The sequence below is a fragment of the Micromonospora sp. C28ISP2-4 genome (assembly GCF_030519385.1).
GTDB lineage: Bacteria > Actinomycetota > Actinomycetes > Mycobacteriales > Micromonosporaceae > Micromonospora > Micromonospora tulbaghiae.
Genome location: NZ_JAUMKG010000003.1, coordinates 416,051 through 437,576 on the forward strand (window position 1 = coordinate 416,051; position 21,526 = coordinate 437,576).

At 74.8% G+C, this 21,526-nt stretch carries 24 protein-coding genes; 16 read left to right on the forward strand and 8 right to left on the reverse strand.

Annotated elements, in window-relative coordinates:
* Positions 1-212: 212 nt before the first annotated feature.
* Genes Q3W68_RS15210 through Q3W68_RS15245 form a run of 8 tightly spaced genes read left to right on the forward strand, consistent with a single transcriptional unit; the run spans position 213 to position 8,843 of the window.
* Positions 213-1,790 carry an HAD-IIIA family hydrolase gene (locus tag Q3W68_RS15210; RefSeq protein WP_302906046.1) on the forward strand — a complete coding sequence of 526 codons (1,578 nt, stop codon included), beginning with the start codon at positions 213-215 and terminating at the stop codon, positions 1,788-1,790.
* Positions 1,787-2,761, forward strand: coding sequence for a glycosyltransferase (locus Q3W68_RS15215; RefSeq protein WP_302906047.1), 975 nt, complete (start codon positions 1,787-1,789; stop codon positions 2,759-2,761). Before Q3W68_RS15210 ends, Q3W68_RS15215 begins: the two co-directional genes overlap by 4 nt.
* On the forward strand, positions 2,746-3,963 hold the full coding sequence (locus tag Q3W68_RS15220; RefSeq protein WP_302906048.1) for a glycosyltransferase: 1,218 nt from the start codon (positions 2,746-2,748) through the stop codon (positions 3,961-3,963). Before Q3W68_RS15215 ends, Q3W68_RS15220 begins: the two co-directional genes overlap by 16 nt.
* Positions 3,963-4,670: an SIS domain-containing protein gene (locus tag Q3W68_RS15225; RefSeq protein ID WP_302906049.1), complete on the forward strand. Its 708-nt coding sequence runs from the start codon at positions 3,963-3,965 to the stop codon at positions 4,668-4,670. The genes Q3W68_RS15220 and Q3W68_RS15225 overlap by 1 nt, the downstream gene beginning before the upstream one ends.
* Positions 4,667-6,157: a PfkB family carbohydrate kinase gene (locus Q3W68_RS15230; protein WP_302906050.1), complete on the forward strand. Its 1,491-nt coding sequence runs from the start codon at positions 4,667-4,669 to the stop codon at positions 6,155-6,157. Before Q3W68_RS15225 ends, Q3W68_RS15230 begins: the two co-directional genes overlap by 4 nt.
* A gap of 55 nt (positions 6,158-6,212) precedes the next feature.
* The gene (locus tag Q3W68_RS15235) at positions 6,213-6,914 is read left to right on the forward strand and encodes an SDR family oxidoreductase (protein ID WP_013285402.1); all 702 of its coding nucleotides are present in this window, start codon (positions 6,213-6,215) and stop codon (positions 6,912-6,914) included.
* Entirely contained in the window at positions 6,911-7,870 is a 960-nt protein-coding gene (locus Q3W68_RS15240; RefSeq protein ID WP_302906051.1) for a glycosyltransferase family 9 protein, read from the forward strand. The genes Q3W68_RS15235 and Q3W68_RS15240 overlap by 4 nt, the downstream gene beginning before the upstream one ends.
* Positions 7,854-8,843, forward strand: a complete 990-nt coding sequence (locus Q3W68_RS15245) for a DNA topoisomerase IB (protein WP_302906052.1) — start codon at positions 7,854-7,856, stop codon at positions 8,841-8,843. Before Q3W68_RS15240 ends, Q3W68_RS15245 begins: the two co-directional genes overlap by 17 nt.
* 177 nt (positions 8,844-9,020) lie before the next feature.
* Here Q3W68_RS15245 and Q3W68_RS15250 read toward each other — a convergent pair whose 3' ends face one another.
* The 5 genes from Q3W68_RS15250 to Q3W68_RS15270 all read right to left on the reverse strand — a co-directional run bounded on the left by Q3W68_RS15250 (position 9,021) and on the right by Q3W68_RS15270 (position 13,621).
* Complete coding sequence (locus Q3W68_RS15250) at positions 9,021-10,064, reverse strand: helix-turn-helix domain-containing protein (protein WP_302906053.1); 1,044 nt, start codon at positions 10,062-10,064, stop codon at positions 9,021-9,023.
* Positions 10,065-10,187: 123 nt separating this feature from the next.
* A complete protein-coding gene (locus tag Q3W68_RS15255) occupies positions 10,188-10,691 on the reverse strand; it encodes a hypothetical protein (RefSeq protein WP_302906054.1) in 504 nt (167 codons plus the stop codon).
* 63 nt (positions 10,692-10,754) lie between these two features.
* Positions 10,755-12,386 carry an ATP-dependent DNA helicase RecQ gene (locus Q3W68_RS15260; protein WP_302906055.1) on the reverse strand — a complete coding sequence of 544 codons (1,632 nt, stop codon included), beginning with the start codon at positions 12,384-12,386 and terminating at the stop codon, positions 10,755-10,757.
* A gap of 49 nt (positions 12,387-12,435) precedes the next feature.
* Positions 12,436-13,383, reverse strand: coding sequence for a TIGR03557 family F420-dependent LLM class oxidoreductase (locus Q3W68_RS15265; RefSeq protein WP_302906056.1), 948 nt, complete (start codon positions 13,381-13,383; stop codon positions 12,436-12,438).
* 115 nt (positions 13,384-13,498) lie between these two features.
* Positions 13,499-13,621: a hypothetical protein gene (locus Q3W68_RS15270; protein ID WP_013285408.1), complete on the reverse strand. Its 123-nt coding sequence runs from the start codon at positions 13,619-13,621 to the stop codon at positions 13,499-13,501.
* Between the two features lie 139 nt (positions 13,622-13,760).
* Here Q3W68_RS15270 and Q3W68_RS15275 point away from each other — a divergent pair, with 139 nt between their 5' ends.
* Positions 13,761-15,260, forward strand: a complete 1,500-nt coding sequence (locus tag Q3W68_RS15275; protein WP_302906057.1) for a glycoside hydrolase family 3 protein — start codon at positions 13,761-13,763, stop codon at positions 15,258-15,260.
* Between the two features lie 45 nt (positions 15,261-15,305).
* Here the strand turns inward: Q3W68_RS15275 and Q3W68_RS15280 are convergent, their stop codons facing one another.
* Complete coding sequence (locus Q3W68_RS15280) at positions 15,306-15,593, reverse strand: GNAT family N-acetyltransferase (protein ID WP_302906058.1); 288 nt, start codon at positions 15,591-15,593, stop codon at positions 15,306-15,308.
* Positions 15,590-16,816, reverse strand: coding sequence for a cysteine desulfurase-like protein (locus tag Q3W68_RS15285; RefSeq protein ID WP_302906059.1), 1,227 nt, complete (start codon positions 16,814-16,816; stop codon positions 15,590-15,592). The genes Q3W68_RS15280 and Q3W68_RS15285 overlap by 4 nt, the downstream gene beginning before the upstream one ends.
* Before the next feature lie 85 nt (positions 16,817-16,901).
* On the opposite strand from Q3W68_RS15285, the gene Q3W68_RS15290 reads away from it, so the two are divergent.
* The 7 genes from Q3W68_RS15290 (at position 16,902) to Q3W68_RS15320 (ending at position 21,196) form a co-directional block, all read left to right on the forward strand.
* Positions 16,902-17,261 (forward strand): hypothetical protein, encoded by a 360-nt coding sequence (locus Q3W68_RS15290; RefSeq protein ID WP_302906060.1) that lies wholly within the window; start codon positions 16,902-16,904, stop codon positions 17,259-17,261.
* 65 nt (positions 17,262-17,326) lie between these two features.
* Positions 17,327-18,148, forward strand: coding sequence for a DUF1206 domain-containing protein (locus Q3W68_RS15295; RefSeq protein ID WP_302906061.1), 822 nt, complete (start codon positions 17,327-17,329; stop codon positions 18,146-18,148).
* A gap of 76 nt (positions 18,149-18,224) precedes the next feature.
* A complete protein-coding gene (locus Q3W68_RS15300; protein WP_302906062.1) occupies positions 18,225-19,421 on the forward strand; it encodes a mechanosensitive ion channel family protein in 1,197 nt (398 codons plus the stop codon).
* Between the two features lie 240 nt (positions 19,422-19,661).
* Positions 19,662-20,096: a phage holin family protein gene (locus tag Q3W68_RS15305; protein ID WP_013285414.1), complete on the forward strand. Its 435-nt coding sequence runs from the start codon at positions 19,662-19,664 to the stop codon at positions 20,094-20,096.
* On the forward strand, positions 20,093-20,434 hold the full coding sequence (locus Q3W68_RS15310; protein ID WP_302906063.1) for a DUF3618 domain-containing protein: 342 nt from the start codon (positions 20,093-20,095) through the stop codon (positions 20,432-20,434). Before Q3W68_RS15305 ends, Q3W68_RS15310 begins: the two co-directional genes overlap by 4 nt.
* On the forward strand, positions 20,431-20,703 hold the full coding sequence (locus tag Q3W68_RS15315; protein ID WP_302906064.1) for a DUF4235 domain-containing protein: 273 nt from the start codon (positions 20,431-20,433) through the stop codon (positions 20,701-20,703). The genes Q3W68_RS15310 and Q3W68_RS15315 overlap by 4 nt, the downstream gene beginning before the upstream one ends.
* 289 nt (positions 20,704-20,992) lie before the next feature.
* Positions 20,993-21,196 (forward strand): cold-shock protein, encoded by a 204-nt coding sequence (locus Q3W68_RS15320; RefSeq protein WP_007075740.1) that lies wholly within the window; start codon positions 20,993-20,995, stop codon positions 21,194-21,196.
* Between the two features lie 82 nt (positions 21,197-21,278).
* Here Q3W68_RS15320 and Q3W68_RS15325 read toward each other — a convergent pair whose 3' ends face one another.
* Positions 21,279-21,470 carry a hypothetical protein gene (locus tag Q3W68_RS15325; protein ID WP_128138226.1) on the reverse strand — a complete coding sequence of 64 codons (192 nt, stop codon included), beginning with the start codon at positions 21,468-21,470 and terminating at the stop codon, positions 21,279-21,281.
* Positions 21,471-21,526 lie beyond the last annotated feature (56 nt).

Consider the following 21,526-nt stretch of genomic DNA (forward strand, 5'->3'; position numbering starts at 1 on the left):
GGCGGCGGGTATCGCCGGACCGGGCCGGTCGTGGCAGGCGTGCACACCCGGCTGTGCGGCACCGGCGGGGCGGCCTGGCGCCGAAGTTGACGTTTACTCCTCGGGGCGTCGGGAACCCGCCGCCCGTGCGACGGGACCAGGAGCGGGATCAGTGCAGGTCAGCCCGGGTTGACCCGGGTGCTGACCGGTTCCCGTCCGGCCTGTACGACGCGGTGCTGCTCGACCGCGACGGCACGCTGGTGGAGGACGTGCCGTACAACGGCGACCCGGAGAAGGTACGGCCGGTGCCCGGCGCGAGGGAGGCGCTGGACCGGTTGCGGGCCGCCGGGTTGCGGCTGGCGGTGGTGACGAACCAGTCCGGCCTTGCCCGGGGCTGCTTCACCGCGCACGACCTGCGCCTGGTGAACGCCCGGGTGGAGGAGCTGCTCGGGCCCTTCGACCACTGGGCGATCTGCCCGCACGCGGAGGCCGACGGGTGCGCCTGCCGCAAGCCCGCGCCCGGCCTCGTACACGAAGCCGCCGCCGCGCTCGGAACCACGCCGACCCGGTGCGTGCTGATCGGGGACATCGGCGCGGACACGGCGGCCGCGGCGGCGGCCGGCGCCGCCGCGATCATGGTGCCCACGCCCGCCACCCGGGCTGCCGAGGTGGCCGCCGCGCCCACTGTCGCCGCCGACCTGCCGGACGCGGCGGGCATCGTGCTGGACCGGATGCGCCTGACAGCAGCGCCGCGGCCCGCGGGACGGTCCCGCCGGGGCACAGTCCTGGTGGTGCGCAGCGACGCGGCGGGCGACGTGCTGGTGACCGGGCCCGGTATCCGGGCGGTAGCGGCCGGCGCGGCGCGGGTGGTGCTGCTGTGCGGGCCACGCGGCCGGGCCGCCGCCGAACTGCTGCCCGGCGTCGACGAGATCATCGAAGCCCCGCTGCCCTGGATCGACGCTCCCGCCCCGCCCGTCGACCCCGACGCCGTGCGCGCGCTGACCGACCGGCTCGCGGAGGTACGCGCCGACGAGGCTGTCGTGTTCACCTCGTTCCACCAGTCCGCCCTGCCCCTGGCCCTGCTGCTGCGCCTGGCCGGCGTGCCCCGGATCAGCGCGATCAGCGACGACTACCCCGGCAGCCTGCTCGACGTCCGCCACCGCGTCCCGGCCGGCGTGCCCGAACCCGAACGCGCCCTGTCCCTCGCCGCCGCCGCCGGCTTCGCGCTGCCCGACCACGACGAACCAGCGCTGCGCATCCGCACCGACCGGCTTCCGCCGCCCGCGGCCGACGCCGGGGCGCCCGGCTACGTGGTCCTGCATCCGGGATCCTCTGTGGAGACCCGCGCCTGCCCGGAGGAACTGGCGACCCGCGTGGTCCGCGTGCTCGGCGCCGCCGGTTACCGGGTCGTGGTCACCGGCGGGCCGGACGAGCGGGACCTGACCGCGCGCGTCGCCGCGGCGGGCGGCGTCGACCTGGGCGGGCGGACCGGGCTGGACGAACTGGCGGCGGTGATCGCCGGAGCCGGCGCGCTGGTGGTGGGCAACACCGGCCCGGCGCACCTGGCCGCGGCACTCGGTGTGCCGGTGGTGAGCCTGTTCGCCCCGACGGTGCCGTTCGGACAGTGGGGACCGTACCGGGTGCCGACAGTCCGGCTGGGTGACGCGGGCGCCGCGTGCCGGGACACCCGCGCCACCGTCTGTCCGGTCCCCGGGCACCCGTGCCTGTCGGCGGTCGAGCCGGGCCGGGTGCTGGAGGCGTTGCGGCTGCTGCGCGTGCCGGCGCCGGTGGCGGGCGGGGTGGCCGGATGAACATCCTGCTGTGGCACGTCCACGGGTCGTGGACGACCTCCTTCGTGCACGGCAAGCACCGCTACCTGGTACCGGTCACGCCGGACCGGGGTCCGTACGGGCTGGGCCGGGCGCGCACCTACCCGTGGCCGGACAGCGCGGTGGAGGTCACTCCCGAGGACCTGCGCGACACCGACGTGGACCTGGTGATCCTGCAACGTCCGGAGGAGATCGACCTGGCAGCCGAGTGGCTGGGCCGCCGGCCCGGCCGCGACGTGCCGGCGATCTACGTCGAGCACAACACCCCGAAGGGCGACGTGCCGAACACCCGCCACCCGATGGCCGACCGCGATGACCTGCTGCTCACGCACGTCACCGCGTTCAACGAGCTGTTCTGGGACAACGGCGCCACCCGCACCACGGTCGTCGACCACGGCGTCGTACCGCCCGCAGTGGAGTGGACCGGGGAACTCGACCGTCTCGCCGTGGTGATCAACGAGCCGGTACGGCGCTGGCGGGTCACCGGCACCGACCTGCTCGCCCGGTTCGCCGCGCTGGCGCCGCTGGACGTCTACGGGATGAAGGTGGACGGTCTCGCCGCCCACCTCGGCCTGCCCGAGGACCGGCTGACCAGCCACGACGACGTACCCCAGCACGCCATGCACGCCGAACTCGCCAAACGGCGCGCGTACCTGCACCTGTGCCGCTGGACCTCACTCGGCCTCAGCCTCATCGAGGCCATGACCATGGGCATGCCCGTGGTGGCACTGGCCACCACCGAGGCGGTGGAGGCGGTGCCGCCGGCCGCGGGCGCGCTGTCCACCCGCGTCGACACGCTCGTCGACGCCGCCCGTGGCCTGCTGGACGACAGGGAGTCCGCCCGCCGGGCGGGCGCCGTGGCCCGGGCCGCCGCCCGGAACCGCTACGGCCTGGAGCGATTCCTCGCCGACTGGGACCGGCTGCTGGAGGAGGAAGTATGCGCATCGCGATGATCTCGGAGCATGCCAGCCCGCTCGCCGTCCTCGGCGGGGAGGACGCCGGTGGCCAGAACACGCATGTCGCGGAACTCTCCGCCGCGCTCGCGGCCGCCGGCCACGACGTGCGCGTCTACACCCGCCTCGACGCGGTGGACCTGCCGGTGAGCGTTCGCACCCCGGACGGGTACGAGGTGGTGCACGTACCGGCCGGGCCGGCCGAACCGGTGGCCAAGGACGACCTGCTGCCGTACATGCCGGCGTTCGGGCAGTGGCTGGCCGACCGGTGGCGCACCGGCGACTGGCAGCCAGAGGTGGTGCACGCGCACTTCTGGATGAGCGGGCTGGCCGGGCTCGCCGCGGCCCGTCGCGCCGGCGTGCCGGTCGTGCAGACGTACCACGCGCTGGGCACCGTCAAGCGCCGCCACCAGGGCGTGCAGGACACCAGCCCGCCGGGCCGGGCCGAGCACGAGCGGAGACTGGGCCGCTCGGTGGACCGGGTGGTCGCCCAGTGTCAGGACGAGGTCGCCGAACTGGTCCGGATGGGCGTGCCCCGGTCCCGGATGACTGTCGTGCCGTCGGGGGTGAACCTCACGACGTTCTCCCCGCTCGGCCCGGTCGCCGAACGCGACGGCGGCCGGGCCCGCATCCTCACCGTCGGCCGGCTGGTCGAGCGCAAGGGCTTCCAGGACGTCATCCGGGCCGTCGCCGAGGTGCCGGACGCCGAGTGCGTGGTGGTCGGCGGGCCGCCGGCCGGGCTGCTGGAGACCGACCCGTACGCGTTGCGCCTGCGCGCGCTGGCCCAATCGCTCGGCGTCGCGGACCGGGTACGGCTGGTCGGCGCGGTTCCCCGGGAGGAGATGAGCCGCTGGTACCGGTCGGCGGACGTGCTCGTGGCCGCCCCCTGGTACGAGCCGTTCGGACTCACCCCGCTGGAGGCGATGGCCTGCGGCGTACCGGTGGTCGCGACGGCGGTCGGCGGGCTGATCGACACGGTGGTGGCCGGGCGCACCGGCGACCTGGTGCCGCCCCGGGAGCCGGCGGCCCTCGGCGCGGCGATCCGGGGCCTGCTCGGCGACCGGATCCGCCGTTTCGCCTACGCCACCGCCGCGCTGGAGCGGGCCCGCACCCGCTACTCCTGGGCCACCACCGCGGATCGCCTCACGGAGCTGTACGGCGAGGTCGCCACCGTGCGCCGCCCGACCCGGGTGGTCGCCTGATGACGGCCGGGACGCCGGCGGCCGGCGCGACGGTGCTGGAGGACCACCTGAGCCTGCTGGCGGCCGCGCTGCTGCCGCTGCGGGAGGCGGAACAGATGCTGGCCCGCTGGGGTGAGGAGCTGGCGCAGCGGCTCGCCGCCGGTGGCCGGCTGCTGGTGGCCGGCAACGGCGGCAGCGCCGCCGAAGCACAGCACCTCACCGCCGAACTCGTCGGCAAACTCCGCCACGACCGCCAACCCCTGTCCGCCATCGCCCTGCACGCCGAAACCAGCGCCCTCACCGCCATCGCCAACGACTACGGATACGACGAAACCTTCGCCCGGCAGGTACGCGCCCACGGCCGACCCCACGACCACCTCCTCCTCATGACCACCAGCGGTACCAGCACCAACCTCCTCACCGCCGCCCACGCCGCACACCAGACCGGCCTACGCACCTGGGCCTTCACCGGACCCGCACCCAACCCCCTCGCCGACCTCTGCCACGAGCACCTGGCGATCGACTCGCCGGACGGGCAGGTGGTGCAGGAACTGCACCTGGTGGCCTCGCACGTGCTCTGCGAGTACGTCGAACTGGCGCTGCCCGCCGCGCTCGCCGCCCGGACCGCGGCCGGGCCGGTACGCGCCGGTGTCGAGGTCGTCCTCACCGAGCCGGATCTCACCGAGCCGGACCCGGCGGCGCCGGCCGGCCGGGGAGGCCCGGCATGAGGGGACCGGTGGTGGTGCTCGGTGACACGCTGCTGGACCGCGACGTCGAAGGTCTGGTGAACCGGCTCTGCCCCGACTCCCCGGTGCCGGTGCTGGACGAGACCGTATCCGTCGACCGGCCCGGCGGCGCCGGGCTGGCCGCCGTCTTCGCCGCCGCGCAGGGCGCCGAGGTCGCGCTGGTCACCGCCGTCGCCGACGACGCGGGCGGGGCGCGGCTGGGCACGCTGCTCGCCGCCGCCGAGGTCCGGTTGTACGCGCTTCCGCTGGCCGGCGCCACCCCGGAGAAGATCCGGCTGCGGGCGCGCGGCCGGGTGCTGCTGCGGCACGACCGGGGCGGAAGCGCCGGTGTGCCGGGCCAGCCGAGCGACGCGGTGCTGCGGCTGATCGCCAACGCGTCCGCCGTCCTGGTCAGCGACTACGGCCGTGGGGTGGCGGGGCATCCGGCGCTGCGCGCCGCGCTGGCCGCCACCCGGGCGCCTGTGGTCTGGGATCCGCATCCGCGCGGGCCGGCCGCCGTACCTGGGGTGCACCTGGCCACCCCGAACGAGCCGGAGGCCCGCGAGCTGGCCAAGACGCCGCCCGGCGGCTCCCGCCTGGCCGTCGCGTCCCGCAGCGCGCACGCGTTGCGACGCCGCTGGCAGGCGCGCGCGGTGGCGGTGACGCTCGGCGGGGACGGCGCGCTGCTCAGCCACGCGGGCTCGACGCCTCTGGTGGTGCCGGCGCCGCCCGCCGAGGGGGACACCTGCGGGGCGGGCGACCGGTTCGCGTCCACCGCGACGCTGGCCCTGGGCCGGGGCGCGCTGGTGTCCGAGGCGGTGCAGGAGGCGGTCGCCGAGGCGTCGGCGTACGTGGCCGGCGGCGGCGTGGCCGCCGCGCTGCCCGCGCCGGTGCGGGCGGTGGCCCCGGCGGTGGTCACCGGCGGCGGGGACCGGATCGGCGCCGGGGCGGCCGGCGAGGTGGTGGCCCGGGTACGCGCGGCCGGCGGCACGGTCGTCGCGACCGGCGGCTGCTTCGACCTGCTGCACGCCGGGCACGTGGCGACGCTGCAGGCCGCCCGGCAACTCGGGGACTGCCTGGTGGTCTGCCTCAACTCCGACGCCAGCGTGGCCGGGCTCAAGGGGCCGGAGCGCCCGGTCGTGCCGCAGGGCGACCGGGGGCGGCTGCTGGCCGCCCTCGGCTGCGTCGACGCGGTACTGATCTTCGACGAGCCGACCCCGGAGGCGGCGCTGTCCTGGCTTCGCCCGGACATCTGGGTCAAGGGCGGCGACTACGCCAGCGGCGGCGGCCCGGAGACGCTGCCCGAGACGGAGATCCTGGCCCGCTGGGGCGGTCACACGGTGGTCGTGCCGTACCTCGACGGGCGCTCGACCACCGACATGATCGCGGCGGCGCGGGCCGGGCGGGGCAGCGGCGGCTGGCCGGCCGCGCCGGTCGACCCGGCCGAGGCCGCCGCGCACGTCCGGTCCACGGCGAAGGGAGCACGATGAACGAGCGACGCATCCGACCCGGCGCGGTCGCGCCCGCCGAGCCGACGGTGGCGGCGTGAGCGCCGGCGCGCCCGGAGCCGGGCCGACCGTCCTGGTCACCGGCGGCTCCAGCGGGCTCGGCGCGGCGGTGGTCGCCGCTGTGGCGCGCGCCGGCGGACGCCCGCTGGTACTGGACCGGCAGCGTCCCGCCGACGGGGTGCCCTGGGTCGAGTGCGACCTGGCCGACACCCGCGCCGCCGAGGCCGCGACCCGCGACCTCGCGGAACGCTCCGGCGGGCTGGACGCCGTGGTCACCGCCGCCGGGATGGACGTCCCCGGGAAGCTGGCCGACATCCCGGCCGAGACCTGGGAGCGGATCGTCACAGTGGACCTGCTCGCCACCGCCGCGGTGATCCGGGCCGCGCTGCCCTGGCTGGAGGCCTCGCGGGGCAGCATCGTCACGGTGGCGTCCACGCTCGGGGTGAAGGCGGTCAGCGACGCGACCGCGTACTGCGCGGCGAAGTTCGGGGTGGTCGGCTTCACTCGCGCGCTCGCCGCCGAACTGGCCGGCGCGGTCGGCGTGACGCTGCTGATCCCGGGCGGGATGCGGACCGCGTTCTTCGACGAGCGGGACGCGCAGTACCGCCCCGGCCCGGACGCGGTGCTCAACGAGCCGGCCGACACCGCCGCCGCCGTCATGTTCGCGCTGTCCCAGCCGGCCGGCTGCGCGGTACGCGAGATGGTGGTCTGCGCCGCGCAGGAGTCCTCGTACCCGTGATCCTGGTGCTGCGGGCGCTCGGGGTCGGCGACCTGGCCACCGCCGTGCCGGCGCTGCGCGGCCTGCGCGCCGGCCTGCCGGGCCGGGAGTTGGTGCTCGCCGCCCCGGCCTGGCTGGCGCCGCTGGCGGAGCTGACCGGGGCGGTGGACCGGGTGCTGCCCACCATCGGGCCGGACCGGGTCGCGTGGACCGGTCCGCCGCCCGAGGTGGCGGTCAACCTGCACGGCCGCGGGCCGCTGTCGCACCGGGCGCTGGCCGCCGCCCGTCCCGGCCGGCTGCTCGCCCATCGCAACCTCGACGCCGGCCATCCGGACGGCCCGGCCTGGGACGACGACGAGCACGAGGTCCGCCGCTGGTGCCGGCTGCTGCACGCGTACGGCCTGCCGGCCGACCCGGGGGACCTGGCGCTGCGGCGTCCGGCGGTGACCGGCGTACCGGCCGGTGTGACGCTGCTGCACCCGGGCGGCAAGATGCAGGCGAAGCGCTGGCCGGCGGAGCGGTTCGCCGGGCTGGCCCGGGAGCTGACCGCGCGCGGGCACCGGGTGGCGGTCACCGGCTCGCCGGACGAGCGGGCGCTGGCCGAGCGGGTCGCCCGCGAGGCCGGGCTGCCGCCGGAGGCGGTGCTGGCCGGCCGGACCGGACTGGCCGAGCTGGCCGCGATCGTCGCGGGCGCACGGCTGGTGGTCAGCGGGGACACCGGCGTGGCGCACCTCGCCACCGGCTACGGCACCGCGTCGGTGGTGCTGTTCGGTCCGGTGCCGGCCGCGCACTGGGGACCACCGCCGGACCGGCCCCGGCACCGGGCGCTGGGTGCGATCGAGCACACGCCCGTCAACCGGGATTCGACCGGGTCGGGCGGGGTAGGAACCCACCCGACATTGAATGCCATCGGGATCGACGAGGTGGTGGCTGCGGTGGCCGAGGTGGAACGGGTCTCCGGTGCGGTTGCGGCGTAGTGATCCGGGCCGGCCGGGATACGCGCGCCGGCGGCGGGGCAAGGGCTGGCTGTTCCTCGACCCGGCCGGTGAGCCGGTGCGCGACTCCGGGGAGCTGACCCGGCTGCGCGAGCTGGTGATCCCGCCCGCCTGGCGGGACGTCTGGATCTCGCCGTACCCGAACGGCCACATCCAGGCCACGGGCATCGACGCGGCGGGGCGCAAGCAGTACCTCTACCACCCGCGCTGGCGGCAGAAACGCGACGAGGCCAAGTTCGACCACGTGCTGGAGGTGGCCCACCGGCTGCCCGCGTTGCGCGACCGGGTCACGCACGATCTGGCGCTGCGCGGACTGCGCCGGGAGCGGGTGCTGGCCACGGTCGCCCGGCTGCTCGACATGGGCGCGTTCCGGGTCGGCAGCGACCAGTACGCCACCGGCGACGACCCCACGTTCGGGGTGTCCACGCTGCGCCCCGAGCACGCCCGCTCCCGGGGCGGCTGCGTGGTGTTCGAGTTCCCGGCCAAGGGCGGCATCGACCAGGTCCGCCGGATCGAGGACGCCGAGCTGTGCCGGGTGCTGCTCAACCTGCGCCGCCGCCGGCGCGCCCAGGAGCGGCTGTTCGGCTACTGGGACGGCCGGGCCTGGCGCGACGTGCGCAGCGACGAGGTGAACGACTACCTGCGCGACGCCAGCGGCGGGGAGATGACGGCCAAGGACTTCCGCACCTGGCACGCGACGGTGCTGGCCGCCGCCGAACTGGCCACCGTGGGGCCGCAGCGTTCCGCGACCGCCCGCAAGCGCGCCGTGGCGGCGGTGATGCGTTCGGTGGCCGACCTGCTCGGTAACACCCCGACGGTGGCCCGGACCTCGTACGTGGACCCGCGCGTGGTCGACCTCTACCACGACGGGGTGCTGGCGCCGGTGCAGCCGGAGATGCCGCGCGAGGCGGTGGAGAAGTCGGTGCTGGCGCTGCTGGAGGAGGAGGCCGGCTGACCGCCGACCGGCCCCGTCGAATCCTGGGGGGATGTGCGACGGGACCGGAGATCATGGCCGCCGGTGCGGTCCCGGGGGCACCGCCGGGCGGGGCCGCCCGCGGCCGGGACGGCCACGGGCGCCGCGCCACGGCCCCCCCGATATCCGTGGGCCCACCGCGAGCGGTACGGCCCGAGTTCAGTATGTACGGGCCAGGTTGACGGTGGATGCCGCGCTGTTGACGATCCGTGCCGGTTCCAGGTGACGGGCCCGGTACGCCTGTGGCGTCTCGCCCTGCGCGGCCCGGAAGACGCGGCTGAAGTGCGCCTTGTCCCGGAAACCCCAGCGGGCGGCGATGACCTGGATCGAGCGCTCGCTCAGTGCCGGGTCGGCCAGGTCCCGGCGGCACCGGGCCAGTCGCTCGTCCCGGATGTACGCGGCCACTGTGGTCTCCTCGTCCTCGAAGAGCCGGTGCAGCGAGCGCAGCGAGATGTGGTGCGCGTCGGCGATCGCGCCCGGGTCCAGCGTGGCGTCACCGAGGTGCTGGCGCACGTACGCGCGCACCTGGGCCTGGAGGGCCCGGCGCCGGACCTCGGTGGGCACCTCGTCCTCGGAGACCAGGTTGCGGCCGAGCAGCGTGGCGACCAGGTCGAGACCGACGGCGCCGAGCCGCTCCGCGTCGGCCGCGTGGTACTGCTCGGGGTTCGCGGTGATCCGGATGAGGAAGTCGGCGAGCAGCCCGCCGACGCCCTCCGAGCCGGACATCCGGCCGGCGAACAGGGGAGCGAGCCGGCGGGGCGGCAACGGCAACGCGTCGTACGGCATCAGGGCCACGATCGAGCGGGCGTACTCGGGCCCGGCGGGGTCGGCGTGGTGACTGACCTCGTGCGGGCGCGAGCAGTCGTAGAAGGTGAGGTCGCCCGGGCGGCAGCGGGCGCGCCGCCCCTCCTGGTCGGCCTGGCTGGTGCCGCTGACCGTCAGCGCGAGCAGGTAGTAGTCGGGGTCGGAGCGCTGGATCAGTTTCGAGGTGCGCGCGCAGTCCACCGAGGGGTAGCGGTAGCGGACGAGCCGCATCCGGCCCAGCTCGATGAACTCCGCCCGGGCCACGAAGTCGTCGGCGTGCGCGGTGCGCACCAGCAGCGGCACCGGGGTGTCGTTCATGACGTCCAGCCACATGCCGAAGCGCTCCCGCGGCGGCAGCGTCTCCGTGTCGACGACCTGCCGGTGCAGCTTCCCGTCCATCACACGACCCCCGTGTTCGTCACACCCTGCACACACAGGACGCCCCACGGGGCCGGAAAGCGACACCCGTGGGGCCGTGACGTCCGTCATAGACGGACCTGGAACCTTCTGTTAGTAGTCCGTTCAGTCGTTGAGCACCTGTGACAGCCGGTCCCGGAACCGGCGCTCGGAGTCGGTCACCGCGTCGCCGCCCAGGCCCAGGATGCCGCCGGTGGAGGCGGCGCCCACCACCTGCTCGGCGATCTCCACCAGCCAGTGCCGGTACGCCCCGGCCTGCCCCTCGTCCACCCGCGCGGCGAGCAGCGCGGACGCCTGCCCGGCCCGGGCCAGCACGTCCTCGATCATCGCCTTCGGGTCCTGGGGCGTGAGCACCGGCAGTTCCGCGCCGGTCTCCGGGTCGCCCACCCGGTCGACGACCTCACCGGCCACCGCGGCGACCAGCGGGCTGGCCGACTCCCGGCCGGCGGCGATGGTCTCCAACCCGGCGGCGTTCTCGGCCATGGTTCGGCGGGTGCCGTCGGACTCGGCGGCGGCCGCCGCGGTGAGCACCGACTGCGGCAGCCCCACCAGCAGCCCCCACTCCTCGTCGGAGACGCCGAACCGGGTGTACGCCGGCTGCTCGATCACGATCAGGCCCCTTTCGCCGTGGTCGTCGTTGTCGACGGGCGCCCCCGCGGCGCCCGGGTCAGGCTAGTCCAGCTCCAGCAGGCCCTGTTCGGACACCACGCGCACGGACAGCGTCTTGTAGCCCACCTCGTCGAAGAGCACTGTCATCCGGTCCTCCTCGTAGCTGAGCACCAGGCCGGCGCCCCACTCCGGGTGGCGTACCTGGCTGTGCACCGGGAACGGCCCGACCGCGCCGTCGGCTGCCACACTGGTGCCCGCGTGGCAGTTGTCGCAGTGCCCGCAGACCTCGTTCATCTGCTCGCCGAAGTACGCCAGCAGCGCCTGGCCCCGGCAACCGGTGGTCTCGGCGAAGGCGCGCATCATGTCGGTACGCGACCGGGTCACTGTCTGCTGCCGTTCCGCCTCGGCCAGCGCGGCGCGGCCGGACTCGGCGGCCGCCGGCGCGTACCGGGGCGCCCCGATGCGCTGCTTCGCCCGTGGCTCGGCGGCGCCGACCTGCTCCAGCAGGGACAGGTACTGCCCCAGCTTGCGCGGGCCGAGGCCGGTCACCTCGCGCAGCTCCTTGCGGTTACGGGCCTTGCCGCGCAGCACCGCGGCGAGTTCGGTCAGTTCCTTCTCGTCGGGCAGGCCGCCGCTGAAGTAGCGCTGGAGGCCGACGTCCTCGGAGCGCCACAGCAGCAGCACCCGGGCCGGTGACCCGTCGCGCCCGGCGCGGCCGATCTCCTGGAAGTAGCTGTCCGGCGAGTCGGGCAGCGCCATGTGCACCACCCAGGCGATGTTCGGCTTGTCGATGCCCATGCCGAACGCCGACGTGGCCACCATGATCGGCACCCGGTCGGCCAGGAACGCCTCGTGCAGCTCGTGCCGGGCCGCCGTCGGCATGCCGCCGTGGTAGAACTCGGCCGGGAATCCGGCGCCGGTGAGCCGCTCGGCCAGCTCCTCCGCCGACCGCCGGGTCGGCACGTAGATGATGCCGGGCCGCTCGTCGTCGCGCAGCAGCGCGATCAGCCGCCGCCACCGGTAGTCGTCGGTCGGGCAGTGGGCCACCTCCAGGAAGAGGTTGGGCCGGTCCAGCCCGGAGACCACCACCTCCGGCTCGCGCAGCCGCAGCCGGGCGATGATGTCGTCGCGTACCGGCGGGGAGGCGGTCGCGGTGAGCGCCACCACGGGCGGCCGGCCCAGGCCGTCGATCAGGTGACCGAGCGCCAGGTAGTCCGGCCGGAAGTCGTGGCCCCAGGCGGAGATGCAGTGGGCCTCGTCGATCGCAACCAGCGCCGGCTTCAGCTCGCGGACCTCGGCGAGCCGGTCCGGGTTGGTCAGCGCCTCCGGCGTGATGAACAGGAACTCCGCCCGCCCGGCGCGGATGTCCTCGATCGCCTCGGCCTGCTGGGCGGCGCTCTCGTCCGAGCTGATCCGCACCGCGCGCAGCTCCGGACGCTGCCGTTCGTTGAGCGCGGCGATCTGGTCCTGCTGCAACGCGAGCAGCGGGGAGATCACCACCGTCGGGCCCGGGATCAGGCTGGCCGGGATCTGGTAGATCGCCGACTTGCCGGCGCCGGTGGGCAGCACCACCAGGGCGTCGCGGCGCTTCATCACGGCGCGCATGGCGGCGAGCTGGTTGGGCCGCAGCGCGGTCCAGCCGAACAGGTTCCGCGCCGCCCGGCGCAGGCTGGAGGAGTGCGTGGTCAGTTTCATCAAGCGCCTCAGCTACCCGCGGCGATCCCGCGCGAAACCGTCGCCCCCGTCACCGCAGCCGGGGCAGGACTTCGCGCTGGTACAGGTCGAACAGGCCCTGCCAGTGCGGGCCGGTGTTCGCCACGTAGACCTCGTCGAAGCCGGCCTCGGCGTACTTGCCGATCATGTCCAGGTGGGCGTCGGCGTCCCGGCCGCAGACGAACGCCTCCCGCACCTGCTCGGGCCGGACCAGCTCGGCGGCCTGCTCGAAGTGGCGGGGGGAGGGGAGCACCTGGGACAGCTCGCCCGGCACGCCCGCGTTCGGCCAGCGCTCGTACGCGATTCGCGCGCCCTCGTCGGCGGTGTCGGCGTACGCCGCCTTGAAGCCGCCCTGGCACGGCTTGTCGCCGCCGCCGGACTCGCGGAACCGGCGCACCATGTCGGCGTCCGGCATGGTGCTGACGTAACCGTCGCCGATCCGGCCGGCCAGCTCGATCGACTTCGGGCCGAACCCGGAGACGTAGATCGGCGGGGGCGTGTCGGGCCGGGTGTAGATGCGGGCGTGCTCGACCGTGTAGTGCTTGCCGTGGTGGTTGACGAACTCGCCGCGCCACAGCTCGCGGATCACCTCGACCGCCTCATCCATCTCCAGCCGTACGTCGGTCTGCGGCCAGGCGTCGCCGAGGATGTGCTCGTTGAGCGCCTCGCCGGTGCCCACGCCGAGCACGAACCGCCCCTCGTGCAGCACCGCGCTGGTCGCCGCCGCCTGCGCGATGACAGCCGGGTGGATGCGCATGGTCGGGCAGGTGACAGCCGTGGTCACCGGTAGCCGGCAGACCTGGCTGAGCGCGCCGATGGTGGACCAGACGAACGGGCTCTGGCCCTGGGCGTCGACCCACGGGTGGTAGTGGTCGGAGATCCACAGTGCCTCGAAGCCGGCCTGCTCGGCGCCGCGCGCCTGGGCCAGCAGCTCCGCCGGGGTGTACTCCTCGCTGGACAGGAAGTAGCCGATCTTCATGGTGTGCCCTCTCCGCCGTGACCGGCGGGTCCGCCGGTGACCGGACGGCTCCGTCGTGTCCGGACAGGGCAAGCCCTACCCCCGGAAGTCGGCTCCAACCTCGGGCGGCGCGGGATCAGCGCCGGAACATGGCCCGGATCGCGATCAGCAGGAACAGGCCGCCGACCACGAGGCCGAGCAGGCGTACGCCGGGGATGTCGGCGGCGCTGGTGGCGTCGGCGAGCGGCAGAGCGGACATGTGGGAACTCTCCCACGGGCCGTCGCGGGACGCCAGCGGCTAACAGTAAGGATTGTTGACTATTTAGCTGCGCGGTGTGACCATGGCAGCACCCGCCGGCCGCGGCGGGTCCGTGGGGGAGACGGGGGTACGACAGCACATGAGTGAGCGGACCGTGGGATCGACCGGAGACCTGGCGGCGCTCGCCGCCGCCGTCCTGCAACCGGGGTTCGTCGGCACCACACCGCCGCCGTGGGTGTGCCGCTGGCTCGGCGAGGGCCTCGGCTCGGTCGTCCTGTTTGCCCGCAACGTCGTCGACCACGAGCAGGTCGCCGCGCTCACCGCGAACCTGCGCGCCGAGCGGCCCGACGTCATCGTGGCGATCGACGAGGAAGCCGGTGACGTCACCCGGATCGAGTCCGCCCGGGGCAGCTCCCGTCCCGGCAACTACGCGCTCGGCGCGGTCGACGACCCGGCCCTGACCGAGGAGGTCGCCCGCGATCTCGGCGCCGAACTGGCAGCGGTCGGCGTGACGCTGGACTACGCGCCGGACGCCGACGTCAACTCCAACCCGGCCAACCCGGTCATCGGGGTGCGCTCGTTCGGCGCGGATCCGGACCTGGTCGCCCGGCACACCGCCGCCTGGGTACGCGGCCTGCAGTCCGGCGGCGTCGCCGCCTGCGCCAAGCACTTCCCCGGACACGGCGACACCCGGGTCGACTCGCACCACGACCTGCCCCGGATCGGCGGTGACCGGGCCCGCCTCGACGCGGTCGAGCTGGCCCCGTTCCGCGCCGCCGTGGCGGCCGGGGCGCAGGCGGTGATGACCGGTCACCTGCTGGTGCCCGCGCTCGACCCGGAGCTGCCCGCCACGCTCAGCCCGCGCGTGCTCGGCGGCCTGCTGCGCGAGGAGATGGGCTTCGGCGGCGTGGTGGTCACCGACGCGGTGGAGATGCGCGCGGTGGCCGACCGGTACGGCTTCACCGGTGCCGCCGTACGCGCGCTGGTCGCCGGTGCCGACGCGATCTGCGTGGGCGGGGAACGGGCCACCGAGGCGGACGCCCGCGAGCTGCGCGACGCGATCGTGGCGGCGGTGATCAGCGGGGAGCTGCCCGAGGAACGGCTCGCCGAGGCGGCGAAGCGGGTCGGTCAGCTCGCCGCGTGGAGCGTCGCCGCCCGCGCCCGCCGGGTCGCCGGCCCGCCTTCCGCCGACGGCTCACCGATCGGGCTGGCAGCAGCCCGCCGGGCGGTACGGGTCACCGGCGACGCCGGGCTGCTGCCGCTCGCCGGTCCGGCACACGTGGTGGAGTTCGCGCCGCCGCGCAACATCGCCATCGGCGAGGAGACGCCGTGGGGCATCGCCGCGCCGCTGGCCCACCTGGCGCCCGGCACCACCACCGCCCGCTACGCCGCCGACGCCGTACCGGCCGAGCCGGGCGCGACGCCGGCCGGCCGGCCGCTGGTGCTCGTGGTGCGCGACCTGCACCGCCACGACTGGATGCGGGACGCGGTACGCCGGGCACTCGCCGCCCGCCCCGACGCGGTGGTGGTCGAGCTGGGCGTGCCCGAGCTGGTCACCGGCGCGGTGCACCTGGCCACCCACGGCGCCACCGCCGCAGCGGCGCGAGCCGCCGCCGAGGTGCTGACCGGGGCGCGCTGACTCCCGGCCCGGCCGGGTGGGGAGGTCCCCCGGCCGGGCCGGGCCTCACGGCTTGTCGGCCACCAGGTCGGCGTACTCCGGGTGGCGCTCGATGAAGGAGGCCACGAACGGGCACTGCGCGACCACCCGGCCGCCCCGGGCGCGGACCTGGTCCAGCGCGCCCCGGACCAGCGCCGCGCCCACGCCCTGACCCTGGAACCGGTCGTCGACCTCGGTGTGGGTGAAGACGAGCGTCTCGCCCCGGGGCGTGTACGCGGCGAACCCGGCCAGCGCGTCGTCCACCAGGATCTCGAAACGGCGCTCGGCGGTGTTCTCCTCGACCAGAAAGCTCACCGGATCATTCTCCCTCCGGGCCCGGCCAGCCGGTCCAGTTCGGCCAGCAGCCGGTCCACCTCGTCTGCTGTGTTGTAGTGGTAGACGCTCGCCCGCACGGCGCCGCCGCTGCCCCGCAGTCCCATGCCCTCGAAGTACTCGTAGGCGTAGTAGTCGCCGTGGGACAGGCACAGGCCCGCCTCGCCGAGCGCCGCCGCGGTCTGCGCCGGGGTCAGGCCGGCCACCCGGAACGACACAGTCGGGCAGCGCCGGGCCGGTGAGCCGTACACGGTCACGAACGGGCGGTCGGCCAGTCCGGCGAGCAGCCGGTCGAAGACCGCCTCCTCGTGCGCCTGGGCGGCGGCCAGACCGGCGCGTACCCGCTCCCGGCGGTCGCCGGTCGCGGCCGGATCCAGGCCGGCCAGGTGGTCCACCGCGGCGGTCACGCCGGCCAGCAGCGGGAAGCTCGGCGTGCCGTACTCGAAGCGGTCCGGGACCCCGTCGGCGGAGGGGAGCAGCTTCGCCGGGCGCAGCGCCTCCCAGCGCGCCGGGTCGGCGACCATCGCCGCCAGGTGCGGACCGGACCACTTGTACGCGCTGGTGACCAGGAAGTCCGCGCCGAGCGAGGCCAGGTCGGTCGGGCCGTGCGGCACCGAGTGCACGCCGTCCACGCACACCAGCGCGCCGGCGGCGTGCGCGGTCTTGGCGATCGCGGCCACGTCCGGCACGGTGCCGATCGCGTTGCTGCCGGCGGTCACCGCGACCAGCCGGGTGCGCTCGCCGACCAGGTCGGCGTACTGACCGGCGGGCAGCTCACCGGTCGCCGGGTCGAACTCGGCCCACCGCACGGTGGCGCCGGACGCCTGCGCGGCCTGCACCCACGGGCGGACGTTCGCGTCGTGGTCCAGCCGGGACACCACCACCTCGTCGCCCGGGCGCCAGCCGGCGCCGAGCGTCCGGGCCAGTGTGTACGTGAGAGCTGTCGCGCTCGGCCCGAGCACCACGCCCGACGGCTGCGCGCCGAGCAGGTCGGCGACCGCGGCCCGCGCCCCGGCGACCAGATCCAGCGCCCGGCGGCCGGGCAGGAAGGCGGCGCTGCGGTTGCCCGTGGCGGCGCGCATCGCCGCGGCGACCGCCTCGACGACAGCGGCGGCGGTCTGGGTGCCCCCGGCGCCGTCGAAGTGGGCGAATCCCTCGCCCAGGGCAGGGTAGGCGGCCCGGACCCGGGCGACGTCGAAAGCCATTCCGGCACCCTAGCGCGCAGCCCGGCGTGCCGCCCCGCGCCCGCGGGCGCCGGCGCTGTGGAACGGGCCGCCTATCCTTGGGCGGGTGACGATGCGACGCGCCACCTCCGCCCCCGCCCGACGTGCCGCCGGTCTGCTCGCCGGCCTCGCCCTCGGCGCCGCGCTGCTCGCCGGATGCAGCTCCGAAGGCGCCGAGACCGACTGCGGCCTCGACGCCTGCACGATCACCTTCGACCGCGGCGTGGAGGCCAGCGCCCGGATCCTCGGCGTCGAGGCGAAGCTGGTCGGCGCCGAGGGCGACCAGGTCACGGTCGAGGTCGCCGGGGAGCAGCTCTCGCTCACAGTGGGCCAGCAGGCAACCGAGGTCGCCGGCTTCCAGGTCAGCCTGGACAGCGTCACCGAACAGCAGGTGGTGCTGCGGGTCGCCCGCGACCTCGCCGGCTGATCCGTTTCGGCCGTCCCGGCGGGCGGCGACGTTTGGAAAATCGCCCGCCGGGAGATTGAGGGCTCATGTCTCTCACCCGGAACGCCGGAGCCACCGCCGCCCAGGCTCGAAACAGCCGGTGGCTCGAACTGTTGACCCGTGCCGGATTCATCGGATACGGGGTGGTGCACCTCCTCTTCGCCTGGCTGGCGCTGCAGATCGCCTTCGGTAAATCGGGCGAGGAGGGAAACCAGAACGGCGCGCTGCGCACCCTCGGTGAACAGCCGCTCGGGAAGTTCCTCCTGATCGCGGTGGCGGTCGGCCTGTTCGCCATGGCGATCTGGCAGGCCTTCGAGGCGATCTCCGGCCACGTGTCCAAGACCGGCAAGGAACGACTGTTCGAACGGATCGCCTCGGTGTTCCGGGTCGTCGTCTTCGTCTGGCTCGGCTGGACCGCGATCAAGGTCTTCCAGGACGCCAGCTCCAACGCCTCCGACCAGCAGCAGCAGCTCTCCGAGAAGCTGATGGCCTCCGACGGCGGCCGGTGGCTGGTCGGACTGGCCGGCGTGGCCCTCGCCGCGCTCGGCATCGGCATGGTGATCTACGGCCTGAAGAAGAAGTTCGAGCGCAACCTCAAGACCGGCGAGATGAGCCCGAAGACCCGCCAGCTGACCCGTCGCCTCGGCATGGCCGGGTACGCCTCCCGCGGCGCCGTGTTCGCCATCGCCGGCGTGCTGGTCGTGGCCGCGGCCGTCAACTACGACCCGGAGAAGGCGCGTGGCCTGGACGCCGCGCTGCGGACGCTGCGCGACCAGTCGTACGGCCCGTGGCTGCTGGCGCTCATGGCGCTGGGCATCGCCGCCTTCGGTGTCTACTGCTTCTTCCAGTCCCGGTACCGCAAGGTCTGATCCTGGTCGATACCCGGGCCGCCGGGCACCATTGGGCCTTTGCCCGATTCGCGCCCGTCGGAGGGAGAGAGAGTTCGTGCAGAGTTACGTCGTGACCATCGCCGCCGCGCTCGCCGCGGCGGCGATCGCGTTGGTGCTGGCCCAGGTGGTGCACCGGGTCACCCGCCGCCTCGGCCGCCGCTCGCAGCTGATGACCGAGCTGACCGAGCACGCGCACCGCGCGTTCCAGGTCGCCGTCACGGTGGCCGCGGTGCAGTTCGCGGTCCGGTTCACCACCGCGTACGCGGTCGGCAGCCCGTGGCGGCAGTTCGTCCTGCACACGCTGGTGCTGGCGACTATCGCCGCCACGGCCTGGCTGGTGGCCTCGCTGCTGGTGGTGGCGGAGGACACCGCGCTGGCCCGGTTCCGGGTCGACGTGCCGAACAACAGGCACGCCCGCCGGGTGCGTACGCAGGTGGTGCTGCTGCGCCGGCTCACCATCGCGGTGATCGTGATCCTCACGGTCGGCGTGATGCTGATGACGTTCCCGGCCGTACGCGGCGTCGGCGCCGGTGTGCTGACCTCCGCCGGTGTGATCGCCGCGGTCGCCGCGCTGGCGGCGCAGAGCCTGCTCGGCAACGTCTTCGCCGGTCTCCAGCTCGCGTTCAGCGACGCGGTACGCCTGGACGACGTGGTGGTGGTCGAGGGGGAGTGGGGCCGGATCGAGGAGCTGACGCTCAGCTACGTGGTGGTGCAGATCTGGGACGACCGGCGACTCATCCTGCCCACCTCGTACTTCACCAGCCGGCCGTTCCAGAACTGGACCCGCACCGAGGCGGCGGTGCTCGGCACCGCCGAGTTCGAGCTGGACTGGGCCGTCCCGGTGCAGGCGATGCGGGAGGAGCTGCGGCGGCTGTGTGAAGGCACCGAGCTGTGGGACGGCCGGGTCTGCGTGCTCCAGGTGACCGACGCGACCGGCGGCATGGTCAAGGTCCGCGCGCTGGTCAGCGCCGCCGACGCGGGCAGCCTGTGGGACCTGCGGTGCCTGGTCCGCGAGCACCTGGTGACCTGGGTACGCGACCAGCGCCCGACCGCCCTGCCCCGGCTGCGCGCCGAGGTCGGCGACACCACCGGCCCGCTGCCCTGGCAGGCGATGCAGCCGCGCCGCCCGGTACGCCGCCCGGCCGACACCGAGGCGCCCGACGACGCGCGTGTCTTCGGCGGCAGCGACGACGGGGAGGCCCGCAGCGAGGTGTTCGTGGGCCGGGAGGAGCACGCGGAGGCGCGTCGCTGACCCCGTACCCCGATCGGAGCCCCCGGCCGCCCACGGTGCCGGGGGTTCGGCGCGTACGGGCGGCTTTCCGGCCGGACGGGTTTGGCCGGGCGGTTGCGGGGGACGTGGTGCGCACGCCCCGGATCCGGTGCCCGGCACCGGATCTCGGGGGCGCGCGGCCGGGCGGACCGGCCGCTCCGCGCAGGATTGACGGGCGGCGACTCCGGGCATACAGCGCGGTGATGACGAAAGGAGGACAGCATGGCTGACGTCGCGAGTCGCAGCACGTCGCGGACCGGGAGCGAGCCGTCCACCGCCGAACTGGTGCAGCGCGCCACCGAGCAGGTCACCCGCCTGGTGCGGGACGAGCTGGCCCTGGCCCGTGCGGAGCTGACCCAGAAGGGCAAGCACGCCGGGATCGGGATCGGTCTGTTCGGCGGCGGCGGGGTGATGGCGCTCTACGGCGCCGGCGCCCTGGTCGCCACCGTGATCCTGCTGCTGGCGCTTGTCATGCCGGCGTGGCTGGCCGCCCTGATCGTGGCGGTGGCGCTGTTCCTGCTCGCCGGGATCCTGGCGCTGGTGGGCAAGAAGCAGGTCAGCCGTGCCGTCCCGCCGGTGCCCCAGGCGGCGGTCCGCAGCGTTCGGGCGGACGTCGACACGGTCACCGCCGCGGTGAAGGACGGGAGGCGGGCATGACCGGTAACGGGACCGGGGACGTGGCGGCGCTCCGGGAGGAGATCCGCCGGACCCGGGTGGAGCTCGGTGAGACGATGGAGCTGCTCGCGGCCAGGGCCGATCCGAAGGCGCTGGTGCGGCACTCCGCCGAGGCGGCCAAGGCGCGGATGCGTGAGCAGGCGTCGCTGACCGCGGCCCGGGTGCGCGGGCGGGCGGCGGAGCGGGCCCGGCTGGTCCGGGCGCAGGCGTACGAGAAGGGTGAGGCGGTCGGGCGCAACCCGTTGCCGTGGGCGGCGGTCGCGGCCGGCGCCTTGGTGACCGCGGTGGTGCTGGTGATCGTCCGAGGGAGGCGCAGGTGAGCGGGAAGATCGGCAAGGCGGCGTACCGACCGGTGGGGGTGCTGCTCGGCCTGGCCGCCGGTGCTGTCGCCGGGGCGATCTTCCGCCAGGTGTGGAAGGTGACGGCGGGCGACGGCGAGGCGCCGAGTGCCACCGACGAGGAGCGCCGCTGGGGCGAGGTGCTGGCCGCCGCGGCCCTGCAGGGTGCCATCTTCGCGGTGGTGCGGGCCGCCGTCGACAGAGGCGGAGCGGTGGGCGTACGCCGGTTGACCGGTCGCTGGCCGGACTGACGAAAAAGGCCGGAAAGGCCCCTTTCCCGAGCGCGGGAAAGGGGCCTTTCGCATGGCTCCGGCACGGCCGCGCAGCGCCGTCCGCAAGACCTTCAGGTCACATGTCGGAGAAATTCGTCCGCTAGGCTGTGCGAAGTTTTTGCGTACGTGGTTTGCTGTCTCACGCTGTTGAGAGACGCGTGGGTTGAGAGAAGTCTCCTGCAATGGGGGCCGCCTCAGGCGCCGCTGCTCGAAAACGGCCAATCGGCCGCACGGCGTGCTCGGCCGCCAGTTTTAGAAGGAGATACACATGGCGCAGGGAACCGTGAAGTGGTTCAACGCTGACAAGGGCTTCGGCTTCATCACCGTCGACGGCGGGGGTGCTGACGTGTTCGTCCACTTCTCGGCCATCCAGACCAGCGGCTACCGCACGCTGGAGGAGAACCAGCGGGTGGAGTTCGAGATCGCTCAGGGTCAGAAGGGTCCGCAGGCCGAGCAGGTCCGCCCCATCTGAGTCGCACCGCACCGGCCGCGCCGGCCGGTGCCGGAAGCCCCGCATCCCGCACGGGAGGCGGGGCTTCATCGTGCCGGGCGCCTCAGCGCCGCCGCGCCCGCATGCCCCACCAGAGCCCGGCCAGTCCGAACAGGACGAGCACCGGACCGACAAGCGCCCAGATCCGCTGGTCGCTCATGACGCTGCCCTCGACGTACCCGAGGCCGAGCACCGTCCACAGCGCACCGAGCACCACGGCGAGCAGCCCCAGGGTGAGCCGGAACCAACCCCTCATCGTTCCCCCTCCGACGACGACAGTCGCGCTCCAGCATGCCCGCCGCCGCTGACTCC

Coding starts and splice junctions, on each gene's coding strand:
- Q3W68_RS15270 (WP_013285408.1), bottom strand. CDS start 13,621: ATGTCCGCTCTGCCGCTCGCCGACGCCACCAGCGCCGCCGACATCCCC.
- Q3W68_RS15325 (WP_128138226.1), bottom strand. CDS start 21,470: ATGAGGGGTTGGTTCCGGCTCACCCTGGGGCTGCTCGCCGTGGTGCTC.
- Q3W68_RS15260 (WP_302906055.1), bottom strand. CDS start 12,386: ATGAAACTGACCACGCACTCCTCCAGCCTGCGCCGGGCGGCGCGGAAC.
- Q3W68_RS15285 (WP_302906059.1), bottom strand. CDS start 16,816: ATGGCTTTCGACGTCGCCCGGGTCCGGGCCGCCTACCCTGCCCTGGGC.
- Q3W68_RS15275 (WP_302906057.1), top strand. CDS start 13,761: ATGAGTGAGCGGACCGTGGGATCGACCGGAGACCTGGCGGCGCTCGCC.
- Q3W68_RS15230 (WP_302906050.1), top strand. CDS start 4,667: ATGAGGGGACCGGTGGTGGTGCTCGGTGACACGCTGCTGGACCGCGAC.
- Q3W68_RS15320 (WP_007075740.1), top strand. CDS start 20,993: ATGGCGCAGGGAACCGTGAAGTGGTTCAACGCTGACAAGGGCTTCGGC.
- Q3W68_RS15310 (WP_302906063.1), top strand. CDS start 20,093: ATGACCGGTAACGGGACCGGGGACGTGGCGGCGCTCCGGGAGGAGATC.
- Q3W68_RS15250 (WP_302906053.1), bottom strand. CDS start 10,064: ATGGACGGGAAGCTGCACCGGCAGGTCGTCGACACGGAGACGCTGCCG.
- Q3W68_RS15215 (WP_302906047.1), top strand. CDS start 1,787: ATGAACATCCTGCTGTGGCACGTCCACGGGTCGTGGACGACCTCCTTC.
- Q3W68_RS15305 (WP_013285414.1), top strand. CDS start 19,662: ATGGCTGACGTCGCGAGTCGCAGCACGTCGCGGACCGGGAGCGAGCCG.
- Q3W68_RS15295 (WP_302906061.1), top strand. CDS start 17,327: ATGTCTCTCACCCGGAACGCCGGAGCCACCGCCGCCCAGGCTCGAAAC.
- Q3W68_RS15225 (WP_302906049.1), top strand. CDS start 3,963: ATGACGGCCGGGACGCCGGCGGCCGGCGCGACGGTGCTGGAGGACCAC.
- Q3W68_RS15220 (WP_302906048.1), top strand. CDS start 2,746: ATGCGCATCGCGATGATCTCGGAGCATGCCAGCCCGCTCGCCGTCCTC.
- Q3W68_RS15265 (WP_302906056.1), bottom strand. CDS start 13,383: ATGAAGATCGGCTACTTCCTGTCCAGCGAGGAGTACACCCCGGCGGAG.